General features: G+C 65.3%; 16 protein-coding genes. 4 read left to right on the top strand and 12 right to left on the bottom strand.

Annotation, left to right across the window (positions count from 1 at the left end):
* Positions 1-49 precede the first annotated feature (49 nt).
* From AB0N75_RS06575 to AB0N75_RS06540, 8 genes are all read right to left on the bottom strand, one after another.
* Positions 50-1336 carry a thymidine phosphorylase gene (locus AB0N75_RS06575; protein ID WP_364646863.1) on the bottom strand — a complete coding sequence of 429 codons (1287 nt, stop codon included), beginning with the start codon at positions 1334-1336 and terminating at the stop codon, positions 50-52.
* 32 nt (positions 1337-1368) lie between these two features.
* Positions 1369-1773 carry a cytidine deaminase gene (locus AB0N75_RS06570; protein ID WP_364646860.1) on the bottom strand — a complete coding sequence of 135 codons (405 nt, stop codon included), beginning with the start codon at positions 1771-1773 and terminating at the stop codon, positions 1369-1371.
* 3 nt (positions 1774-1776) lie between these two features.
* Positions 1777-3066, bottom strand: a complete 1290-nt coding sequence (locus AB0N75_RS06565; RefSeq protein WP_364646857.1) for an ABC transporter permease — start codon at positions 3064-3066, stop codon at positions 1777-1779.
* On the bottom strand, positions 3063-4241 hold the full coding sequence (locus AB0N75_RS06560) for an ABC transporter permease (protein WP_364647050.1): 1179 nt from the start codon (positions 4239-4241) through the stop codon (positions 3063-3065). Before AB0N75_RS06560 ends, AB0N75_RS06565 begins: the two co-directional genes overlap by 4 nt.
* A gap of 182 nt (positions 4242-4423) precedes the next feature.
* The gene (locus AB0N75_RS06555) at positions 4424-5989 is read right to left on the bottom strand and encodes an ABC transporter ATP-binding protein (RefSeq protein ID WP_364647047.1); all 1566 of its coding nucleotides are present in this window, start codon (positions 5987-5989) and stop codon (positions 4424-4426) included.
* A 172-nt stretch (positions 5990-6161) separates the two neighbouring features.
* The gene (locus AB0N75_RS06550) at positions 6162-7277 is read right to left on the bottom strand and encodes a BMP family ABC transporter substrate-binding protein (protein WP_364646854.1); all 1116 of its coding nucleotides are present in this window, start codon (positions 7275-7277) and stop codon (positions 6162-6164) included.
* Positions 7278-7470: 193 nt separating this feature from the next.
* The gene (locus tag AB0N75_RS06545) at positions 7471-8700 is read right to left on the bottom strand and encodes an amidohydrolase (RefSeq protein WP_364646851.1); all 1230 of its coding nucleotides are present in this window, start codon (positions 8698-8700) and stop codon (positions 7471-7473) included.
* 98 nt (positions 8701-8798) lie between these two features.
* Positions 8799-9941: a mannose-1-phosphate guanylyltransferase gene (locus AB0N75_RS06540; RefSeq protein ID WP_364646848.1), complete on the bottom strand. Its 1143-nt coding sequence runs from the start codon at positions 9939-9941 to the stop codon at positions 8799-8801.
* Positions 9942-10270: 329 nt separating this feature from the next.
* Here AB0N75_RS06540 and sdhC point away from each other — a divergent pair, with 329 nt between their 5' ends.
* The 4 genes from sdhC (at position 10271) to AB0N75_RS06520 (ending at position 13802) form a co-directional block, all read left to right on the top strand.
* Positions 10271-10666 (top strand): succinate dehydrogenase, cytochrome b556 subunit, encoded by a 396-nt coding sequence (gene sdhC, locus AB0N75_RS06535; protein WP_136784374.1) that lies wholly within the window; start codon positions 10271-10273, stop codon positions 10664-10666.
* 3 nt (positions 10667-10669) lie between these two features.
* Positions 10670-11140, top strand: a complete 471-nt coding sequence (locus AB0N75_RS06530; protein ID WP_364646844.1) for a succinate dehydrogenase hydrophobic membrane anchor subunit — start codon at positions 10670-10672, stop codon at positions 11138-11140.
* An 86-nt stretch (positions 11141-11226) separates the two neighbouring features.
* Positions 11227-13014: a succinate dehydrogenase flavoprotein subunit gene (gene sdhA, locus AB0N75_RS06525; RefSeq protein ID WP_364646841.1), complete on the top strand. Its 1788-nt coding sequence runs from the start codon at positions 11227-11229 to the stop codon at positions 13012-13014.
* On the top strand, positions 13014-13802 hold the full coding sequence (locus AB0N75_RS06520) for a succinate dehydrogenase iron-sulfur subunit (RefSeq protein ID WP_364646838.1): 789 nt from the start codon (positions 13014-13016) through the stop codon (positions 13800-13802). The genes sdhA and AB0N75_RS06520 overlap by 1 nt, the downstream gene beginning before the upstream one ends.
* A 147-nt stretch (positions 13803-13949) precedes the next feature.
* Here the strand turns inward: AB0N75_RS06520 and AB0N75_RS06515 are convergent, their stop codons facing one another.
* From AB0N75_RS06515 to AB0N75_RS06500, 4 genes are read right to left on the bottom strand one after another with little or no spacing between them, the layout of a single operon-like run.
* Positions 13950-15077, bottom strand: coding sequence for a YihY/virulence factor BrkB family protein (locus AB0N75_RS06515; protein ID WP_364646835.1), 1128 nt, complete (start codon positions 15075-15077; stop codon positions 13950-13952).
* A complete protein-coding gene (locus AB0N75_RS06510) occupies positions 15049-15648 on the bottom strand; it encodes a 2'-5' RNA ligase family protein (RefSeq protein WP_364646832.1) in 600 nt (199 codons plus the stop codon). The genes AB0N75_RS06515 and AB0N75_RS06510 overlap by 29 nt, the downstream gene beginning before the upstream one ends.
* A gap of 2 nt (positions 15649-15650) precedes the next feature.
* On the bottom strand, positions 15651-16697 hold the full coding sequence (gene trpS / locus AB0N75_RS06505) for a tryptophan--tRNA ligase (RefSeq protein WP_364647044.1): 1047 nt from the start codon (positions 16695-16697) through the stop codon (positions 15651-15653).
* 47 nt (positions 16698-16744) lie between these two features.
* Positions 16745-17569, bottom strand: a complete 825-nt coding sequence (locus tag AB0N75_RS06500) for an exodeoxyribonuclease III (RefSeq protein WP_364647041.1) — start codon at positions 17567-17569, stop codon at positions 16745-16747.
* Positions 17570-17589: the final 20 nt, after the last annotated feature.

Below are 17589 nucleotides of genomic sequence, written 5' to 3'. Positions count from 1 at the left end.
TGCCGGCGTCAGGGCATTCCCCGAACCGGCAGCCGACAAGGTGTCGCGGTCAGGAAATCCGGTCAATGATCAGCCGGCGGTCCGGCCGGCTTCCCTCCGGGGCAATGACGACGGCGTCGCGCAACGCCTCCTTGGCCCGGTCGAACCGCTCGGGGGTGTCGGTCAGCAGCGTCATCAGCGGTTCGCCGGCCCGGACCATGGCGCCGGGCTTGGCATGCAGCCGCACTCCGGCACCGGCCTGCACGGCGTCCTCCTTGCGGGCGCGTCCGGCTCCCAGCCGCCAGGCCGCCACCCCCACGGACAGGGCGTCCAACTGGACCAGCACGCCGTCTGCCGGCGCGTAGACAACCTCGGATTCCCGGGCCACCGGCAAGGCGGCGTCGGGGTCACCGCCCTGAGCGCGGATCATCGACGTCCAGACGTCCATGGCACGGCCGTCCCGCAGCGCTGCCGCCGGGTCGGCATCGGCCACGCCGGCCGCCTGCAGCATTTCTTCGGCCAGCTTGACCGTCAACTCCACCACGTCCTCGGGGCCGCCACCGGCGAGCACTTCCACCGATTCTTCGACTTCAATGGCGTTGCCCGCGGTGAGCCCCAGCGGGGTGCTCATGTCCGTGAGCAGGGCCACGGTGTTCACGCCGGCGTCCTTGCCCAGGGCGACCATGGTTTCGGCCAGTTCGCGGGCGTTGGGCTCATCCTTCATGAAGGCGCCGCTGCCGACCTTCACATCCAGCACCAGCGCTCCGGTGCCTTCGGCGATCTTCTTGCTCATGATTGAGGAGGCAATCAGCGGGATCGCTTCCACCGTGCCGGTCACATCCCGCAGCGCGTAGAGCTTCTTGTCCGCGGGGGCAAGCCCGGAACCGGCCGCGCAGATCACCGCGCCGACGTCCGCCAGCTGCTTCATCATTTCGTCATTGGTCAGCAGCGCCCGCCAGCCCGGGATTGATTCGAGCTTGTCCAAGGTGCCGCCGGTGTGGCCGAGCCCGCGCCCGGACAGCTGCGGCACGGCGACGCCGAAAACCGCCACCAACGGGGCCAGCGGGAGGGTGATCTTGTCTCCCACTCCACCGGTCGAGTGTTTATCCGCTGTCGCCTTGCCGAGGGAGGCGAAGTCCATCCGCTCGCCGGAGGCGATCATCGCCGTCGTCCAGTGCGAGATTTCCTCCCGGTCCATGCCGTTGAGCAGGATGGCCATGTTCAGCGCGGACATTTGCTCGTCGGCGATGGCCCCGCGGGTGTAGGCGTCGATGGTCCAGGCGATCTGCTCCGGGCTCAGCGTTCCCTTGTCGCGCTTGGTCCGGATGATGTCCACTGCGTCGAAAGTTTCGGTCATACCCTGTTCCTCACTTGATCCGTTCCGGCTTATCAGGCCAAGTGCTGCGGGCCGAAGGCGTCCGGCAGCACGTCGTCCATGGTCTTAACCCCGGCCGGCGTCATCAGCAGCATGCCCGGCGCCCGAAACTCATACAACAACTGCCGGCACCGCCCGCATGGCATCAGCGCCTTGCCGTCCCGGTCCACGCAACTGAAGGCCGCCAGTTTCCCGCCGCCCGTCATGTTCAGCTGGCTCACCAGCGAACATTCAGCGCACAAGGTCAGCCCATAGGACGCGTTCTCCACGTTGCAGCCGGAAACAATCCGCCCGTCGTCGGTCAATGCGGCCGCGCCGACGGGAAACCCTGAATACGGCACGTAGGCCCGCCGCATGGCGTCCGCCGCGGCGCGCTGGAGCGCGTCCCAGTCCACCGGCCGGTCCGTCGTCGGTTCCATCCCCTACCCCTTGATGTACGGCACGCCGCTGGCGGCCGGCGGCCGGGCACGGCCCACCAGCCCGGCGACCGCGAAGATCGTCACCACGTACGGCAGCATGGCCAGGAACTGGTTCGGCACGGTGGAGCCGAGGGCACTGAGCACGTACTGCAGGTTGGTGGCAAACCCGAACAGCAGGGCGGCGAAGAAGGCGCCGAGCGGATTCCAGCGGCCGAAGATCAGCGCTGCCAGGGCAATGTAGCCCTGCCCCGCCGTCATGTCCCGGCCGAAACTGGACACGAGGACCAGGGTGAAGAAGGCGCCGCCGAAACCGGCGACGACGCCGGCCAGCAGGACGTTCGTGAACCGCATCCGGTTGACTTTCACCCCCAGCGTGTCCGCGGCCTTCGGGTGCTCGCCGACCGCGCGGGTCCGGAGGCCCCATTTGGTGTGGAACAGGCCAACGTAGATGACGGCCAGGGCGATATACATCAAGTAGCCGACCACCGACTGCTCAAACAGAATGGGGCCGATGACCGGAATGTCGGACAGCACCGGGATGCTGATGATCGGCAGGCGCGGCGGCGAGTTCCATCTGGCCGGATCCGAGGAAAGGACGGTGGAAAACAGGAATCCGGTCAGGCCTGACACCAGCACATTGAGCACCACGCCGACAATCACCTGGTTGACGATGTACTTGATGCTGAACAGCGCCAGCACCGCCGACACCAGGACGCCGCCGATGGCCGCTGCAGCCAGGCCAACGAAGGCGTTGCCGGAGAGCGATCCGGCAACCGCGGCAGAGAACGCACCGAAGAGCAGCTGCCCTTCGATGGCGATGTTGACCACGCCGGAACGTTCGCACAGCACGCCGGAAAGGGACCCGAAGATCAGCGGCACGGCCAACGTGAAGGAACCGGCCAGCAGCCCGTAGAGGGCCACGTTCGGCGTGCGGGCGCTGCCCACCACCCAGGTCAGGAAAGCGACGATGAAGAGGACGGCAAAAACGGCCACCAGCCAGCCGGGCACCTTGCGGCCGGACCGGACCAGCTGGAACGACCAGACGGCGGCGGCGAGCATCAGGATGGCGGTGACCCAGCCGGTGACAACTGCCGACAGGACGACGTCCGGCAGCACCAGGGCGTCGTTGGTAGCCGAGAGCCGGAAGGTGACGGAGTTGTCCGGCGCGCCGACGGCGAAGACCACGAGTGCCAGAACGGAAAGCACGGCCAGGATGACCGGGGTCTTCCAGTTCCGCACGATGGCAGTGGGGGCTGCGCCCTGTTGCGGTTCGGTGGCAGTAGCCGTGCTCATGCTGCACCTCCGGTGCTTGCGGTCTTGCGGGGTTTCGCCGTCAACCGGCCCGGCTCAGGCAGGCGGAAGATTGCCCGGACCAGCGGCGGAGCGGCGATGAACAGGACAATCAGGGACTGGACCACCAGCACAATGTCGATCGCGGTGCCGGTGTTGGTCTGCATGGTGACGCCCCCGGCGCGGAAGGCACCGAACAGCACGCCGGCCGCAAACGTGCCCCACGGCGTCGAGCGCCCCAACAGTGCGACGGTGATGGCATCGAAGCCGAAGCTGGCCGCCACACCGGCAGTCAACACCTGCTCGGTGCCCGCCACCTGTGCGGTGCCGGCCAGCCCGGCCAGTGCGCCGGCGAGCACCATGACCACCACGTAGCCCTTGGTAACGCTGATGCCCGCCGTCCGGGCGGCATGCGGGTTGGAGCCCACGGCGCGCAACTCGAAGCCGATCGTCGAGCGGTTGAGCAGCCACCAGGCAAAGAACGTTGCGATAATGGCCACGATGAAGCCCCAGTGCAGCCGGAAGGCGTCGCCAAAGAGCGGCGGGTACATCGCAGTCTCGTCCAGCTGGGGGCTGATTGGGTTGGTGGAACCCGGGCGCTGGAAAGCCGGAATGGTCAGCAGGTACAGCACCAAGTTGATGGCCACATAGTTGAGCATGATCGACACGATCACCTCATGGGCGCCGGTCTTGGCCTTCAACAAGCCGACCAGACCGCCCCAGAGTGCGCCGCCCACAATGCCGGCCACGATGACCAGCAGCAGATGCAGGCCCACTGGCAGGTGCCAGCTGAAACCGACCCAGGCGGCCAGGGTGGCGCCGATGATGATCTGGCCTTGGGCGCCGATGTTGAATAGCCCGGCGCGGAAGGCCAACGCTACGCCCAGGCCGGCGCAGATCAGCGGGGCGGCCACGGTCAGCGTCTGGGTCAGCGGGTAGATCATCCGGGTGAAGGTCGACCCGTCGGAATTGAAGACCGACCCTTGGAAGAGGGCAATGTAGGCCCCAGATGCAGCAGTCCAGGCCGCACCCAGCATGTCCTGCGGCTTGGCAAAGAAGTAGCTGGAGGTCCTGGCCACTTCTTCATTGGTCAGCGCGATCAGGATGCCGCCTGCGACCAACGCCAGTACGACGGCGAGGACCGACACCAGGGCGTTGCCCGTGACGATCCGCTGCATCACGCTTTGCTGCTCGCGCAGCTGCGGGTGCAGGCTCTCCTCCGTCGCCGGAACCGCGGGCGGCGGCTGCGTGCCATCGCCGAGTTCGGCGGCCGCTAGGAGCCGCTGCTCCTCGCCGTCGACCGCTGACTTGCCACCATGTTCAGGCCGCTTTCTGGTCTGCTTGCCGGGCTCATCCGCGCTCATTCTTCGCCTCCTTCGACGTCCGTCTGCTGTGCTTCGGCCTGCGCCTGCTGTGCTTGGGCTTCTTCTGCATTCATCCCGGCCATCATCAGGCCCAGTTCGCCGCGCGAAGTGCCTGCCGGGACGATTCCCATCAGCCGTCCCTGGTAGAGCACGGCGATTCTGTCGGCCAACTCCAGCACTTCGTCCAACTCGGTGGACACGATCAGGACCGGTGTGCCGACGTCGCGTTCGGCGACGATCCGCTTGTGCAGGAATTCAATCGATCCCACATCGACGCCACGGGTCGGCTGCGAGGCGATGAAGAGCTTCAAGGGCCTGGACAGCTCCCGTGCCATCACCACCTTCTGCTGGTTTCCGCCGGACAGCGTGCCCGCTGCGGCTTCCGCCGATTGCGTGCGGACGTCAAACTCCGCGATGTATTGTTCGGCGTTTTGGGCAATCAAGCCCGGCTTCATGGCCAGGCCGCGCGCAAAGGGCGGGCGGTCATAACGGTTGAGGATGAGGTTTTCCGCCACGGAGAAGGTACCAACCAGGCCCTCGACGCTGCGGTCTTCCGGTACAAAACCGACCCCAGCTCCGATGATGTCCTTGACCCGTTTGCCAACGAGCTCGCGGCCCTCCAGCCGGATGGAGCCCGACACATGGTCTTGCAGGCCCAGGATGGCCTCGGTCAGTTCGGTCTGCCCGTTGCCCTGCACACCGGCCACCGCCACGATCTCGCCGCGGGCAATGCCAAAGCTGATGCCGTCCACCATGCGCTGGCCGGTGGGCGAGAGCACTGTGAGGTCGGAGACCGTGAACGTTTCTTCCCCAGGCTGCGCCGCTTCTTTGTTCAGCGTGAGGCTGACCGCCCGGCCCACCATCATCTCCGCCAATTCCGTGGTGGAGGCCGACGCCGGGGCGTCGCCGACCACCTTGCCGCGGCGGATCACCGTGATGATGTCGGAAACGGCTTTGACCTCGCGCAGCTTGTGCGAGATGAAGACGATCGCTTTGCCGTCGGCCTTGAGCTGGCCCATGATGCCGAGCAGTTCGTCGGTTTCCTTGGGCGTGAGGACAGCGGTCGGCTCATCCAGGATCAGCACTTCGGCGTCACGGAGCAAGGCCTTGATGATTTCCACCCGCTGCTGCACGCCGACGGGCAGGTCCTCGATCACTGCATCCGGGTCCACTTGGAAACCGTATTGGTCCGAAATCTCCCGGATCCGGGCCCGCGTGTCGTCAAGGTTCAGCATGCCGCCGGCTTTGGTGGCTTCGTTGCCCAGCGCCACGTTCTCCGCGACGGTGAAGACCGGGACCAGCATAAAGTGCTGGTGCACCATGCCGATGCCGGCCGCCATGGCATCGCCGGGGCCGTTGAAAGTCACCGGCTTGTCATCCACTAGGATCTGGCCCTCGGTCGGCTCGTAAAGCCCGTAGAGGACGTTCATCAGCGTCGACTTCCCGGCCCCGTTTTCACCGAGCAGGCTGTGCACCTGGCCCGGCTGGACCACAAGGTCAATGTGATCGTTGGCGACTAGGGAACCGAACCGTTTGGTGATTCCTTTGAGCTCGAGCTTCAAACCCCAACCCACCTGTTCTTTGTCCGTAGGTACGACGGTCCTCATCCGGCATGGTTTCGAGCGCTGGCCGCCCTTAAGCTGTGCCTAGCCTAAACCGATTCGGCCGCTGACAGCACGAACCGCCGCTCTCGGCACCGATGTCCGGCACCGAGAGCGGCGGTCCGCTTCACGCTTACTGCTGCGGGCTGGCCTTCGATTCGACCTTGATCTCGCCGGAGATGATCGACTCCTTGATGGTGTCCAGTTCCGACTTGGTCTCGTCTGAAACGGCAGCATCGAGATCGTGGAACGGAGCAAGTGCCACGCCGCCGTTTTCCAGGGTTCCGACATAGGGGGTGCTGTCGAAGTTGCCCTCGGTGTCGGTCTTGATGACGTCTTCGACGGCGTTGCCCATCAACTTCATCACGGAGGTGAGGATGAATTCCTCTGCCTTACCGGCGGTCTCGTAGCCGTCCGAGTCGACCCAGACCACCTTGGCGTCCTTGCCGTCCGCGTTGGCCTCGATCACGCCGTCCAGGGTGCCCAGGCCAACCGGCCCGGCCACCGGCATGATAATGTCGGCGCCTTCGTTGATGAAGTTCAGGGTATTGGTCTTGCCCTTGCCCTGATCCTCGAAGTTGCCCACGAAGGTGCCGTTCTGGGACTTCTTGTCCCAGCCCAGCAGTTCGACGTTGGCGTCCTTCTGCTTGTTGTAGTAGTCGACGCCGTCGGCGAATCCGTCCATGAAGATGGTGACGGTGGGGATGTTCATTCCGCCGTAGGTGGCCACCTTGCCGGTCTCGCTGGTTGCCGCCGCCGCGTAGCCCGCCAGGAAGGCGGCCTGTGCCGTGTCGTAGATGATCGGCTTGACGTTATCGGTGAACTCCGGATCGCTGTAGTCAACGATCGCGAAGTTGGTGTCGGGGTTGTCTGCCGCTGCTTCCTTGGTCACGTCGCCCAGCAGGAAGCCGACGGTGAGGATGAGGTTACAGTCGGCCTGCACCATGGCGTCCACGTTCGGGCCGAAATCGGTCTCGGCCTGGGATTCCGCCTCGCTGATTTTGATGCCCAGGTCCTTCTCGGCCATCTTCAGGCCTTCATAGCTGGACTGGTTGAACGAACGGTCGTCGAATCCACCGGAGTCGGAGACGATGCAGCCCCGGTAGTCGGTGGCTTCCGCTGCCGGGCTGCCGCTGCCGCCCTCTTCGGCCGGCGGGGCACCGCAACCGCTCAGGACCAGTGCGGACGCGCCGAGCACTGCGGCGGAGAGGCCGGTGCCGCGCTTGATGTTGCGCAGTGAAGTCTTCAATTATCCTCCATAAAAGAAAGTCTGCCCACGCCGCAGTTCAATGGTCGCTTCACAAGAAGTGCGGCGCATGCCTTGTACTCCGCGTGGCACAGCACCTGGCCTGCAGGTGCACAGTTGATGAACCTACAGTAGTGCGCCGACGGGCGGCGGGCGACGAAATAGGGATGGGCTCGCCGGGATTGTTGAAAAGTTGTTACTTTTGGGTAGCTCCCGCGGCGACGTCCCGGTGGCGCCTGGCAGCCAAGGTTGCCGCCTTCGCCATCACGCGGACGCCCACGCCTATGGCGTGCTCGTCCGGGATGTAGTCGCCGCGATGCAGATCAAAGGTTTCGCCCCCGGGGGTTCGGGTCCCCAGCCGCATCATGGCGCCGGGAACTTCCTGCGTCATCCAGGCAAAGTCCTCGCCGCCCATCGACTGCGGGGTCAGCGTCACTGCGTCCTCGCCCAACTCGCTCCGCGCCGCGGCTTCAATCAGCGTGGTCTCCCGCTCGGTGTTGATGACCGGAGGGACGCCGCGGATGTGTTCCAGCTTCACGTCCACGCCGAACGGGGCCGCCACCTGGTTCACCACCTCATCCACCAGTTCCCCGGCTGCCTGCCATGCTTCGCCGTCCAGGCAGCGCATGGTGCCGGCCATGTAGCCGACTGCCGGAATGGCGTTGGGGGCTGCCCCGGCCTGGATCTGGCCCCAGACCAGCGAGACCGCACTGCGAACGTCGATCCGCCGGTTGATGACGGCCGGAACGCTGACGGCAATTTCGGCCAGCGCGAACACCAGGTCCTCGGTCAGATGGGGGCGCGAGGTATGGCCGCCGCGGCCGTTGAGCTGAATCCGAATGGTGTCGGAGGCGGAGGTGATGGCGCCAATCCGGGTGCCGACCAGTCCGACGTCGATCCGCGGGTCGCAATGCAGCGCCAGGATGCGGGGCAAGCCGTTCAGGACGCCCTGCTCAATGACGGCCAGCGCGCCGCCCGGCATGGTTTCCTCGGCCGGCTGGAAAATCACCCGGACGCGGGCGGGCAACTCGCCTTCTACGTCGAGTTTGCGCAGGACCAGTGCCACACCCAGCATCACCGTGGTGTGGATATCGTGTCCGCAGGCGTGGCTGATGCCGGTATTGACCGAGGCGTAGTCCAGGCTGGTTTCCTCCAGGATCGGCAGCGCGTCAATGTCCGCGCGCAGGCCGATGGCCAGCGGCCCTTCGCCAATATCCACGAACAACCCGGTACCGTCCAGCAGTTGCGGTTCCAGGCCCGCGGCAGTCAACCGCGCCGCGAGCTTCTCCGTGGTGAGGAATTCCTTGTGCGACAACTCGGGATGCTGGTGCAGGTCCCGCCGGAAGTGCCTCAGTTCATCCAGCAGTGGCGATGCCCAGACGCCGATATTGAGATTGGCCGTCGGAGTTTCTGAAATCTTCTGCACACTTGCACTCTAGCGACTTGCGCGCCCGCCCACTGAGGATGTGCGCCGGACACTGGCGATTCTTCGTAACTTTCGCAGGCTGCCCCGCGCCCGTTCCGCTACAGGACGTCGGTATCGCCGCTGGCTTTGAGGTGTTCGACTGCCGACTTCACCTTCTGCGCGTGTTCCTTGGTGGTCACCAGCAGCGCATCCGGGGTGTCGACCACGACGACGTCGTCGATGCCGATCAGCGCAATCACCCGCTTGGTATCGGACACCACGACGCCGGTGGCGGACTCCGCGAAGACCCGCGCCCCTTCGCCGAGCACCGTCAGCCCGGACGTTTCGCTGGCGGTGTTCAGCCGCCCGATCGCGGCGAAGTCACCCACGTCGTCCCAGGAGAAAGATCCGGGGATCATCGCCACGTCGCCCGCGGCCGCCGCAGGCTCGGCCACCGCGTAGTCGATGGCGGTCTTGGGCAGTCCGGGCCAGACCCTGCGCATCACCGCGCCGCGCTCCGGGGTGTCCCAGGCCTGGGCGATCTCCGTCAAGCCGGCAAACAGTTCGGGTTCGTTGGTCTCCAGGTGCTTGAGCAGCACGTCCACCGGCGCCACGAACATGCCCGCGTTCCACGAATACTCCCCGGTGGCCAGGTAGCCGCGCGCCACCTGCTCGTCTGGCTTCTCCACGAACTCGGCCACCGCATGCGCGTTCGGAGCGCCGGGCACCTGCAGGGCCCCGGCTGAGCGGATGTAACCGAATCCGGTGGCCGGGTGGGTCGGCGTGATCCCAATCGTGACAATGTAACCTTCGGCCGCGGTGTGCACTGCCTCGCGTACCGCCTGCTGGAAGTCTTCCACCGGGGTGATCACCTGGTCGGCGGCGAACGAGCCCATGATAATCCGCGGATCGCGGCGGTGCAGGATCGCGGCAGCCAGGCCGATGGCAGCCGCCGAGTCCTTCGGTTCCGGCTCCAGCACCAGGTTGGCGTCCTCCAGCTCCGGCAACTGCGCGCAGACCGCCTGGCGGTGCAGCTTGCCGGTGACAACCAGCGTCCGCCCGTGGCACAACGGCTCCAACCGCGCATAGGTAGCCCGGATCAGTGTTGATCCGGAACCGGTCAGGTCATGCAGGAATTTCGGTGCAGCCGCCCGAGAGAGCGGCCACAGCCGCGTCCCGGTACCGCCGGCCGGGATCACCGCATAGAAACGATCCAGCACGGCATCATCAGCCGCGGCCCGGCCTGCTCTTTGAGTCTTCACTCTCTCCACGGTAATCCCCCGAAATGGCGGACGCCTCCATCCCGGGGCTGATTTCCGCCGCGGTGGGGGGTTGATGGGCACCAGCCGGATCCGAAATCCCTAATTAGGGCATGTTTTAGTTGCGTATAAGGGCCGAAAATCCGCGGAATGCCGCGGTGAGGCCGCCATTTCACCTTTTGCTGTTAAAAAGGTCACACCGGCCGGTTCCTAAATTGAATAAGCCCTCAGCGAAGCCTAGATTAGTGTTGAGCTACAGAGCGCTCTCGCACCGGCGTCAACTCTTGCGTGGAAGCCACGCTGCGCCTCTGCGATGCAGGGAGGGTAATTCAGTGTCGAAGACACCAGCAGGGACCTTATACCGCGGCCGTGAAGGCATGTGGTCTTGGGTAGGACACCGCATCACGGGCGTCTCAATCTTTTTCTTTCTCTTGGTACACGTACTTGACACCGCGTTGGTCCGGGTGTCGCCCGGCGCCTATGACGCTGTCATGGCCACGTACAAGAACCCGATCATGGCCGTCTTGGAAGCCGGGCTCGTAGCAGCCATCGTCTTCCACGCCTTCAACGGGCTGCGGATCATCCTTATTGATTTCTGGAAGAAGGGCCCGAAGAACCAGGCCAAGCTTCTGTGGGGCGTCGTGGGCCTCGCGGTCATCGTCATGATTCCGTTCCTCATCCGCCACCTCACGCTCGCTTTCACGTTCGCCTTCAACGGGGGTCACTAACTCATGTCGGTCAACTCTGAAATCCAGGCCCCCCGCAGCGCGCGCATTGCTCCCGAGTACACCCGCAACAAGGGGCGCAAGGGCAACTTCGAGATGTACGCCTGGCTGTTCATGCGGCTCTCCGGCCTCATCTTGGTTGTACTCGTTTTCGGCCACTTGTTCGTCAACCTGATGCTCGGCGACGGCGTCCACGCCATTAACTTCGGCTTCGTGGCCGGCAAATGGGCCGACCCGTTCTGGCAGGTCTGGGACCTGGCCATGCTGTGGCTGGCTATGCTGCACGGCACCAACGGCGTCCGCACCATCATTGAGGACTACGCGGAGAAGGACAGCACCCGCTTCTGGTTCAAGATGGTGCTGTACGTGGCCTCGGCCGTCATCATCGTGCTCGGCACCCTGGTGATCTTCACCTTTGATCCGTGCCCGGCCAACGCCAGCGCCGAGCTGCTGCCGTCCTTCTGCCCGGCACCGTAACCGGGCCCGCGTAGAACGCGGTCCCGCTGCCTCGCCGCGGGTTGTCAGCGGCGACAAACTTCAGTTCAACAGAAAGAGCATCCAGTATGCAGGTCCATAAGTACGACGTCGTCATTGTCGGTGCAGGTGGCGCCGGAATGCGCGCGGCGATCGAATCCGGCCAGCGCGCGCACACGGCAGTACTGACCAAGCTGTACCCCACGCGTTCCCACACCGGCGCGGCCCAGGGCGGCATGTGTGCCGCTCTGGCCAACGTCGAAGAGGACAACTGGGAGTGGCACACCTTTGACACCGTCAAGGGCGGCGACTATCTGGTGGACCAGGACGCCGCCGAAGTCATGGCCAAGGAAGCCATCGACGCCGTGCTGGACCTGGAGAAGATGGGCCTGCCGTTCAACCGCACGCCCGAAGGCAAGATTGACCAGCGCCGCTTCGGCGGGCACACCCGCGACCACGGCAAGGCGCCTGTGCGCCGCGCCTGCTACGCCGCGGACCGTACCGGCCACATGATCTTGCAGACCCTGTACCAAAACTGCGTCAAGCACAACGTGGAGTTCTACAACGAGTACTACGTGCTGGACCTGCTGATGGTGGAGGAAGACGCCGTCCGCGAAGACGGCACTCCGTACAAGCAGAAGCGCGCCGCCGGCGTCGTCAGCTATGACCTGGCCTCCGGCGAGATCCACGTCTTCCAGGCAAAGTCGATGATCTTCGCCTCCGGCGGCGTGGGCAAGGTCTTCAAGACCACGTCCAACGCACACACCCTCACCGGTGACGGCATGGGCATCGCCTTCCGCCGCGGCCTGCCGCTGGAGGACATGGAGTTTGTCCAGTTCCACCCGACCGGCCTGGCCGGCCTGGGCATCCTGCTCTCCGAGGCCGCACGCGGCGAAGGCGGAATCCTCCGCAACGCGGATGGCGAACGCTTCATGGAGCGCTATGCCCCCACCATCAAGGACCTGGCACCGCGCGACATCGTGGCCCGTTCCATGGCTCTTGAAGTCCGCGAAGGCCGCGGCTGCGGTCCGAACAAGGACTACGTGCTGCTGGACTTGACCCACCTGGAACCGGCACACATCGACGCCAAACTGCCGGACATCACCGAGTTTGCCCGCACGTACCTCGGCGTCGAGCCCTACACCGAGCCAGTGCCGGTCTTCCCCACGGCGCACTACGCCATGGGCGGCATTCCGACCAACATCAAGGGCGAAGTCCTGCAGGACAACGACACGGTGGTTCCCGGCTTGTACGCCGCCGGCGAGGTTGCCTGTGTCTCCGTGCACGGCTCCAACCGCTTGGGCACCAACTCCCTGCTGGACATCAACGTCTTTGGCAAGCGCTCAGGCATCAACGCCGCCGAGTACGCCAAGACCGCCGACTTCGTCGAGCTGCCGGAGAACGCCGAAACGTACACGGTCGAGATGATCGAGACGGTGCGCACCGCCAACGGCACGGAGCGGGTGGCCCAGATCCGCAAGGAACTGCAGGACACCATGGACGCCAACGTGCAGGTGTTCCGCGACGAGGCATCGCTGACCGAGGCACTGAACGTGATCGCGTCGCTGCGTGAGCGCTACAAGAACATCAGTGTCCAGGACAAGGGCAAGCGCTTCAACCTGGACCTGCTGGAGGCCGTGGAACTCGGCTTCCTGCTGGATATGGCCCAGGTGATGACCGTGGCGGCACTGCACCGCACGGAGTCCCGCGGCGGCCACTTCCGTGAGGACTTCCCGGAGCGCGACGATGAGAACTTCATGTTGCACTCCATGTCCTACCTGGATCCCGAAGCTGTCACCGATCAGACAGCCGGCATCCGCATGGATACCAAACCCGTGGTATTCACGCGCTACGAACCGATGGTGAGGAAGTACTAATGACCACCCCGACCGAAATTCCTGAAGGCCCCTCAAAGGTCGAGTTGGCTCCCGGTGTCGGCGGCGGCGGGGAAATCCCCAGCTTCGACATCACCCTGAAGGTTCGCCGCTACGATCCCGAGGTTTCCGAGGAAGCCCGCTGGGACGAATTCAAGCTCACCATGTACGGGACCGACCGTGTCCTCGATGCCCTGCACAAGGTCAAGTGGGAGCACGACGGTTCGGTTTCCTTCCGCCGCTCCTGCGCACACGGCGTCTGCGGTTCCGATGCGATGCGCATCAACGGCCGCAACCGCCTGGCCTGCAAGACCCTGCTGAAGGACCTGGATACGTCCAAGCCCATCCTGGTGGAGCCGATCAAGGGCCTGCCGGTGGAGAAGGACCTGATCGTGGACATGGAGCCGTTCTTCCAGTCCTACCGCGAGATCATGCCCTTCCTGATCAACGGCGGCCATGAGCCGACCCGCGAGCGGCTGCAGTCGCAGGAGGACCGCGAGCGGTTCGACGACACCACCAAGTGCATCCTCTGCGCAGCCTGCACTTCCTCGTGCCCGGTATTCTGGACCGACGGCCAGTACTTCGGGCCGGCCGCGATCGTGAACGCACACCGCTTCATCTTCGACTCGCGCGATGATGCCGGCGACATGCGCCTGGAGATCCTCAACGACAAGGAAGGCGTGTGGCGCTGCCGCACCACCTTCAACTGCACCGAGGCATGCCCCCGCGGCATCCAGGTGACCAAGGCCATCGCCGAGGTCAAGCAGGCCGTCCTGAGCCGCTCCATCTAGCGTCGTAGGACAGTCCGACCGGGATTCCCGGGGAGACTGCAGCCGGTGGCGCCGATTCCGCAAAAAGGAGTCGGCGCCACCGGCGTTTAAGGCTTGCGCGGTACGAGTCCGATGCCGCTCGAACGTGTGCTGGTAGCGGGGCCGCGGTCAGACGATGGCGGCCCCGTTGTTCCGCCGGCTCCCCTTCCTCAGCTTCCGGCTGCGCAGGCGCCACGCTCGCCGCCGCAACGAGCGGTTGCCCGGGCCGCCGGCCAGCGCATGCCTGGCCACCGCGTCCGCCTTACCGATGGCACCCCACGCAGTGGCCACCATGTAGAGCTGGCTGAGCAGGTAGAACCACACGAACAGGCCAAGAACGACGGCGAACGGGGCCAGCAGCCGGTTGTTGCCTACATTGGCCAAGAGCACCGAGGAGAAGTACCTGAGCACGGTACTGCCGGCGCCGGCGATCAGGGCGCACTGCAACATGATCGGTCGCGGCATCCGGATGCCCGACGCGACGCGGAACAGGATCACTGCCACCGCCATGTCCAGCAGCAGCATGATCACAATGCCGCCGATGCGTGTCAGCGGAACTGCAGCACCGCCGTCGAAGTGAAGCCAATCGACGATCAGGCCCAGGGCCGTATTGGCAATGACGGCGAGGGCCGACGTCAGGATCAGGGCCACGGCCAGGATCAGCAACGTTCCCAAGTCCTTGAGCTTGACCAGGACGATGTTGGTTTTCAGCGGCGGCAGGTCGAAGATGCCGCGCATTCCCGTGCGCAGCCCGGCGATCCACCCGAGCGAGGTCCAGATCAACACCGCCGTCGAAATGACCAAGCTGACTCCGAAGGCACCGCCCTGCGAGAACAGCTGCTCCGGGGTGACCAGTCCCCCACCCTTTTCACCGGTGGTGTTGATCAGTCCCGGCGTGGTCTCATCGACCACCCGGATGATGGCCAGCTGCAATTCACGGTTGCCGGAGACCACCAGGCCGAGAATGGAGAACCCGGCAAGCAGCATCGCCGCCACGGAGAAGAACAAGTTGTAGGCGCAGCCGGCGGCCAATAGCGGCCCATGCCTAAGTCCATAGAGGTTGAAGACCCGCATCAGACGCCAGGAGTTCAGTTGCGCCAGCCGGTACTGCGCGCTGGCCAGCAGGCCCTTCCACCGGCCGCCTTCGCGCCTGGCGCGGCCCGCTTCCCGCCGCAGCCTTAACGCGGCAAGGACCATTTGCTGCCGTTGCAGCGGGTCCGGCCTTCCCTCAGCCTTCTCCTGCGGATTCGGCGCCAAAGGTCAACTCTTCCCGTAGTTTCCACACACCCGTCGCATCGTGCTCGTAGAGGCCCATGCTACTGACGAGGAAGGCGGCGTCATAACCGGCGAGCTTGCTCTCGGCCGAATCCATGCTGGCTTCGCTGACATCGTGGGCCACCGTCACATGCGGGTGGAAGCCGAACTCCAGTTCGCGCTCCAGCGGCCCCGACTGCAGCTTCCGGTGCAGTTCAACGCAGTCGTCGAAACCGTCCCGGATGCCCAGGTACACCACGGGCGAGACCGGACGGAAGCTGCCGGTTCCGCACATGGCCAACCTGAAGGGGGCCTGCTGGCGGGCGACCGAGCGGACGTGGTCGGTGGCCTCGTCCCAGTCGTGCACCGGGGTGGTGGTGATCAGCGTGATGTGTGGCGGTATCACCGCGGCCAGCGGGTCACCGAAGGAAGCCCGCCAGCCGCGCAACTCGCTGGCCATGGGCTCGGGGATCCCGATGACCACTCCGACGCTCCCGACCGCGGGCCGGGCACCCGGGCCAGAACCGCCGTCGTGCTCCACACGGGCGATGCTGTCCTGGTCCTGCTGGCTCATGGCTAGCGTCCGCCTCCGGCGGGTAGGAAGCCTACTTTGCTGTACACATCAGCGAGTGTAGCCGATGCGATTGAACGGGCTTTCTGGGCCCCGCGGGCCAGCAGCCGGTCGAGTTCGGCCGGGTCGTTCAGCAGTTCCTGGGCGCGGGCCTGCACCGGCGCAAGCGTCTCGACCACGACGTCGGCCAAGTCCACCTTCAGGTGCCCGTACATCTTGCCCTGGTACTCCTGCTCCAGTTGGGCGACGCTCTTGCCGGTGAGCGTGGAGTAGATGGTCAGCAGGTTGGAGATGCCCGGCTTGGCCTCGCGGTCGAAGCGGATCTCGGTGCCGTCGTCGGTGACGGCCGACTTGATCTTCTTGGCGGCCTGCTTGGGGTTGTCCAGGATGTTGATCAGGCCGGCGGGCGATTCCGCCGACTTGGACATCTTTGCGGTGGGGTGCTGCAGATCGTAGATCTTCGCCCCCTCCTTGGGGATGACAGCTTCCGGCACCACGAACGTCTCGCCGAATCGGTGGTTGAACCGCTGGGCCAGGTTCCGCGCCAGTTCCAAGTGCTGGCGCTGGTCCTCCCCCACCGGCACCCCGTACGGGCGGTAGAGCAGGATGTCCGCTGCCATCAGCACCGGGTAGGCGAAAAGGCCCACGGTGGCGGCGTCGGTGCCGTTCTTCTGGGTCTTGTCCTTGAACTGGGTCATCCGGGACGCCTCGCCGAAGCCGGTCACGCAGTTGAGCACCCAGGCCAGCTCGGCATGCTCGGGGACGTGCGACTGGACGAACAGCGCGGTGCGCTCAATGTCGATGCCGCCGGCAATGTACTGCGCGCAGGTAACCCGGGTGCGCTGGGCCAGGTCCTTCGGATCGTAGTCCACCGTAATGGCGTGAAGGTCCGGGATGAAGAAGAAGGTTTCGTACTCGTCCTGCAGTTTCACCCAGTTGACCAGCGCACCCAGATAGTTGCCCAGATGCAGCGAGTCGGCCGACGGCTGCATGCCGGAGAGCAGCCGGGGGCGGACAGCCTGGGGCGGCGCCGCCTGGCCGTTGTCCGCCATCGCGGTGTGGGTCGGTTCTGTGGTTCCTGTGCTCATCGGGATGCTTTCTAGAACTGGTAGTCGACGACCAGCGGGGCATGGTCGCTGAAGCGGGCGTCGTAGGTGGCAGCGCGGTCGACCACGGCCGCGGTGGCCAGGTTGGCCAGCGAGGGGGTGGCCACCTGGTAGTCGATCCGCCAGCCGGAATCGTTGTCGAAGGCCTGGCCGCGCCAGGACCACCAGGTGTACGGGCCGCTGACGTCGCCGGCCAGCGAGCGGTGCACGTCGCGCCAGCCGATCTCCTCACCGAAGAACCGGTCGAAGTAGGCCCGCTCCTCGGGCAGGAATCCGGCCCGCTTGACGTTGCCCTTCCAGTTCTTGATGTCCAGTTCGGTGTGCCCCACGTTCAGGTCGCCGACCACCAGTGCGTAGTCCCGCTCGGCCTTCAGCTGCGGCAGCCGGTGGGTCATGGTATCCAGGAAGCGGTACTTGTCCACCTGCTTGGGGGTGTCCACCTCGCCCGAATGGACGTAGGCGCTGACCACAGTCAGCGTCTTCTCGCCGTCAATGCCCTCGACGGCGAAGTCCGCCTCCACCCAGCGGCCGGAGGACAGAAAGTACTCGTCGCCAATGTGGCTGCGGGTGGCCGTCGGCGCAACACGGGAGGCGATGGCGACGCCGGCGCGGCCCTTGGCTTCCGCTTCGGCGTGCAGGATGTGCCAGTCGCTGCCCAGCAACTCATGCACGACGGCGTCGGGCGCCCGCACTTCCTGCAGGCAGAGGATGTCCACGTCCCGGGCGGCCAGCCAATCGGCCATGCCGCGCTTGTAAGCGGCGCGGATGCCGTTGACGTTGACGCTGGCAATCCGCAGCGTCTTGCCGGCTTGAATCAGTCCGGCTACTGCGTCGCGGG

The sequence above is a fragment of the Arthrobacter sp. NPDC089319 genome (assembly GCF_040684925.1).
GTDB lineage: Bacteria > Actinomycetota > Actinomycetes > Actinomycetales > Micrococcaceae > Crystallibacter.
This window is presented reverse-complemented; position numbering and strand designations above follow the sequence as displayed.

Excerpts from the sequence above, each read along its gene's own strand:
- AB0N75_RS06575 (WP_364646863.1), bottom strand. The coding sequence starts at position 1,336 with ATGACCGAAACTTTCGACGCAGTGGACATCATCCGGACCAAGCGCGAC.
- AB0N75_RS06570 (WP_364646860.1), bottom strand. The coding sequence starts at position 1,773 with ATGGAACCGACGACGGACCGGCCGGTGGACTGGGACGCGCTCCAGCGC.
- AB0N75_RS06565 (WP_364646857.1), bottom strand. The coding sequence starts at position 3,066 with ATGAGCACGGCTACTGCCACCGAACCGCAACAGGGCGCAGCCCCCACT.
- AB0N75_RS06560 (WP_364647050.1), bottom strand. The coding sequence starts at position 4,241 with ATGCAGCGGATCGTCACGGGCAACGCCCTGGTGTCGGTCCTCGCCGTC.
- AB0N75_RS06530 (WP_364646844.1), top strand. The coding sequence starts at position 10,670 with ATGTCGGTCAACTCTGAAATCCAGGCCCCCCGCAGCGCGCGCATTGCT.
- sdhA (WP_364646841.1), top strand. The coding sequence starts at position 11,227 with ATGCAGGTCCATAAGTACGACGTCGTCATTGTCGGTGCAGGTGGCGCC.
- AB0N75_RS06520 (WP_364646838.1), top strand. The coding sequence starts at position 13,014 with ATGACCACCCCGACCGAAATTCCTGAAGGCCCCTCAAAGGTCGAGTTG.
- AB0N75_RS06510 (WP_364646832.1), bottom strand. The coding sequence starts at position 15,648 with ATGAGCCAGCAGGACCAGGACAGCATCGCCCGTGTGGAGCACGACGGC.
- trpS (WP_364647044.1), bottom strand. The coding sequence starts at position 16,697 with ATGGCGGACAACGGCCAGGCGGCGCCGCCCCAGGCTGTCCGCCCCCGG.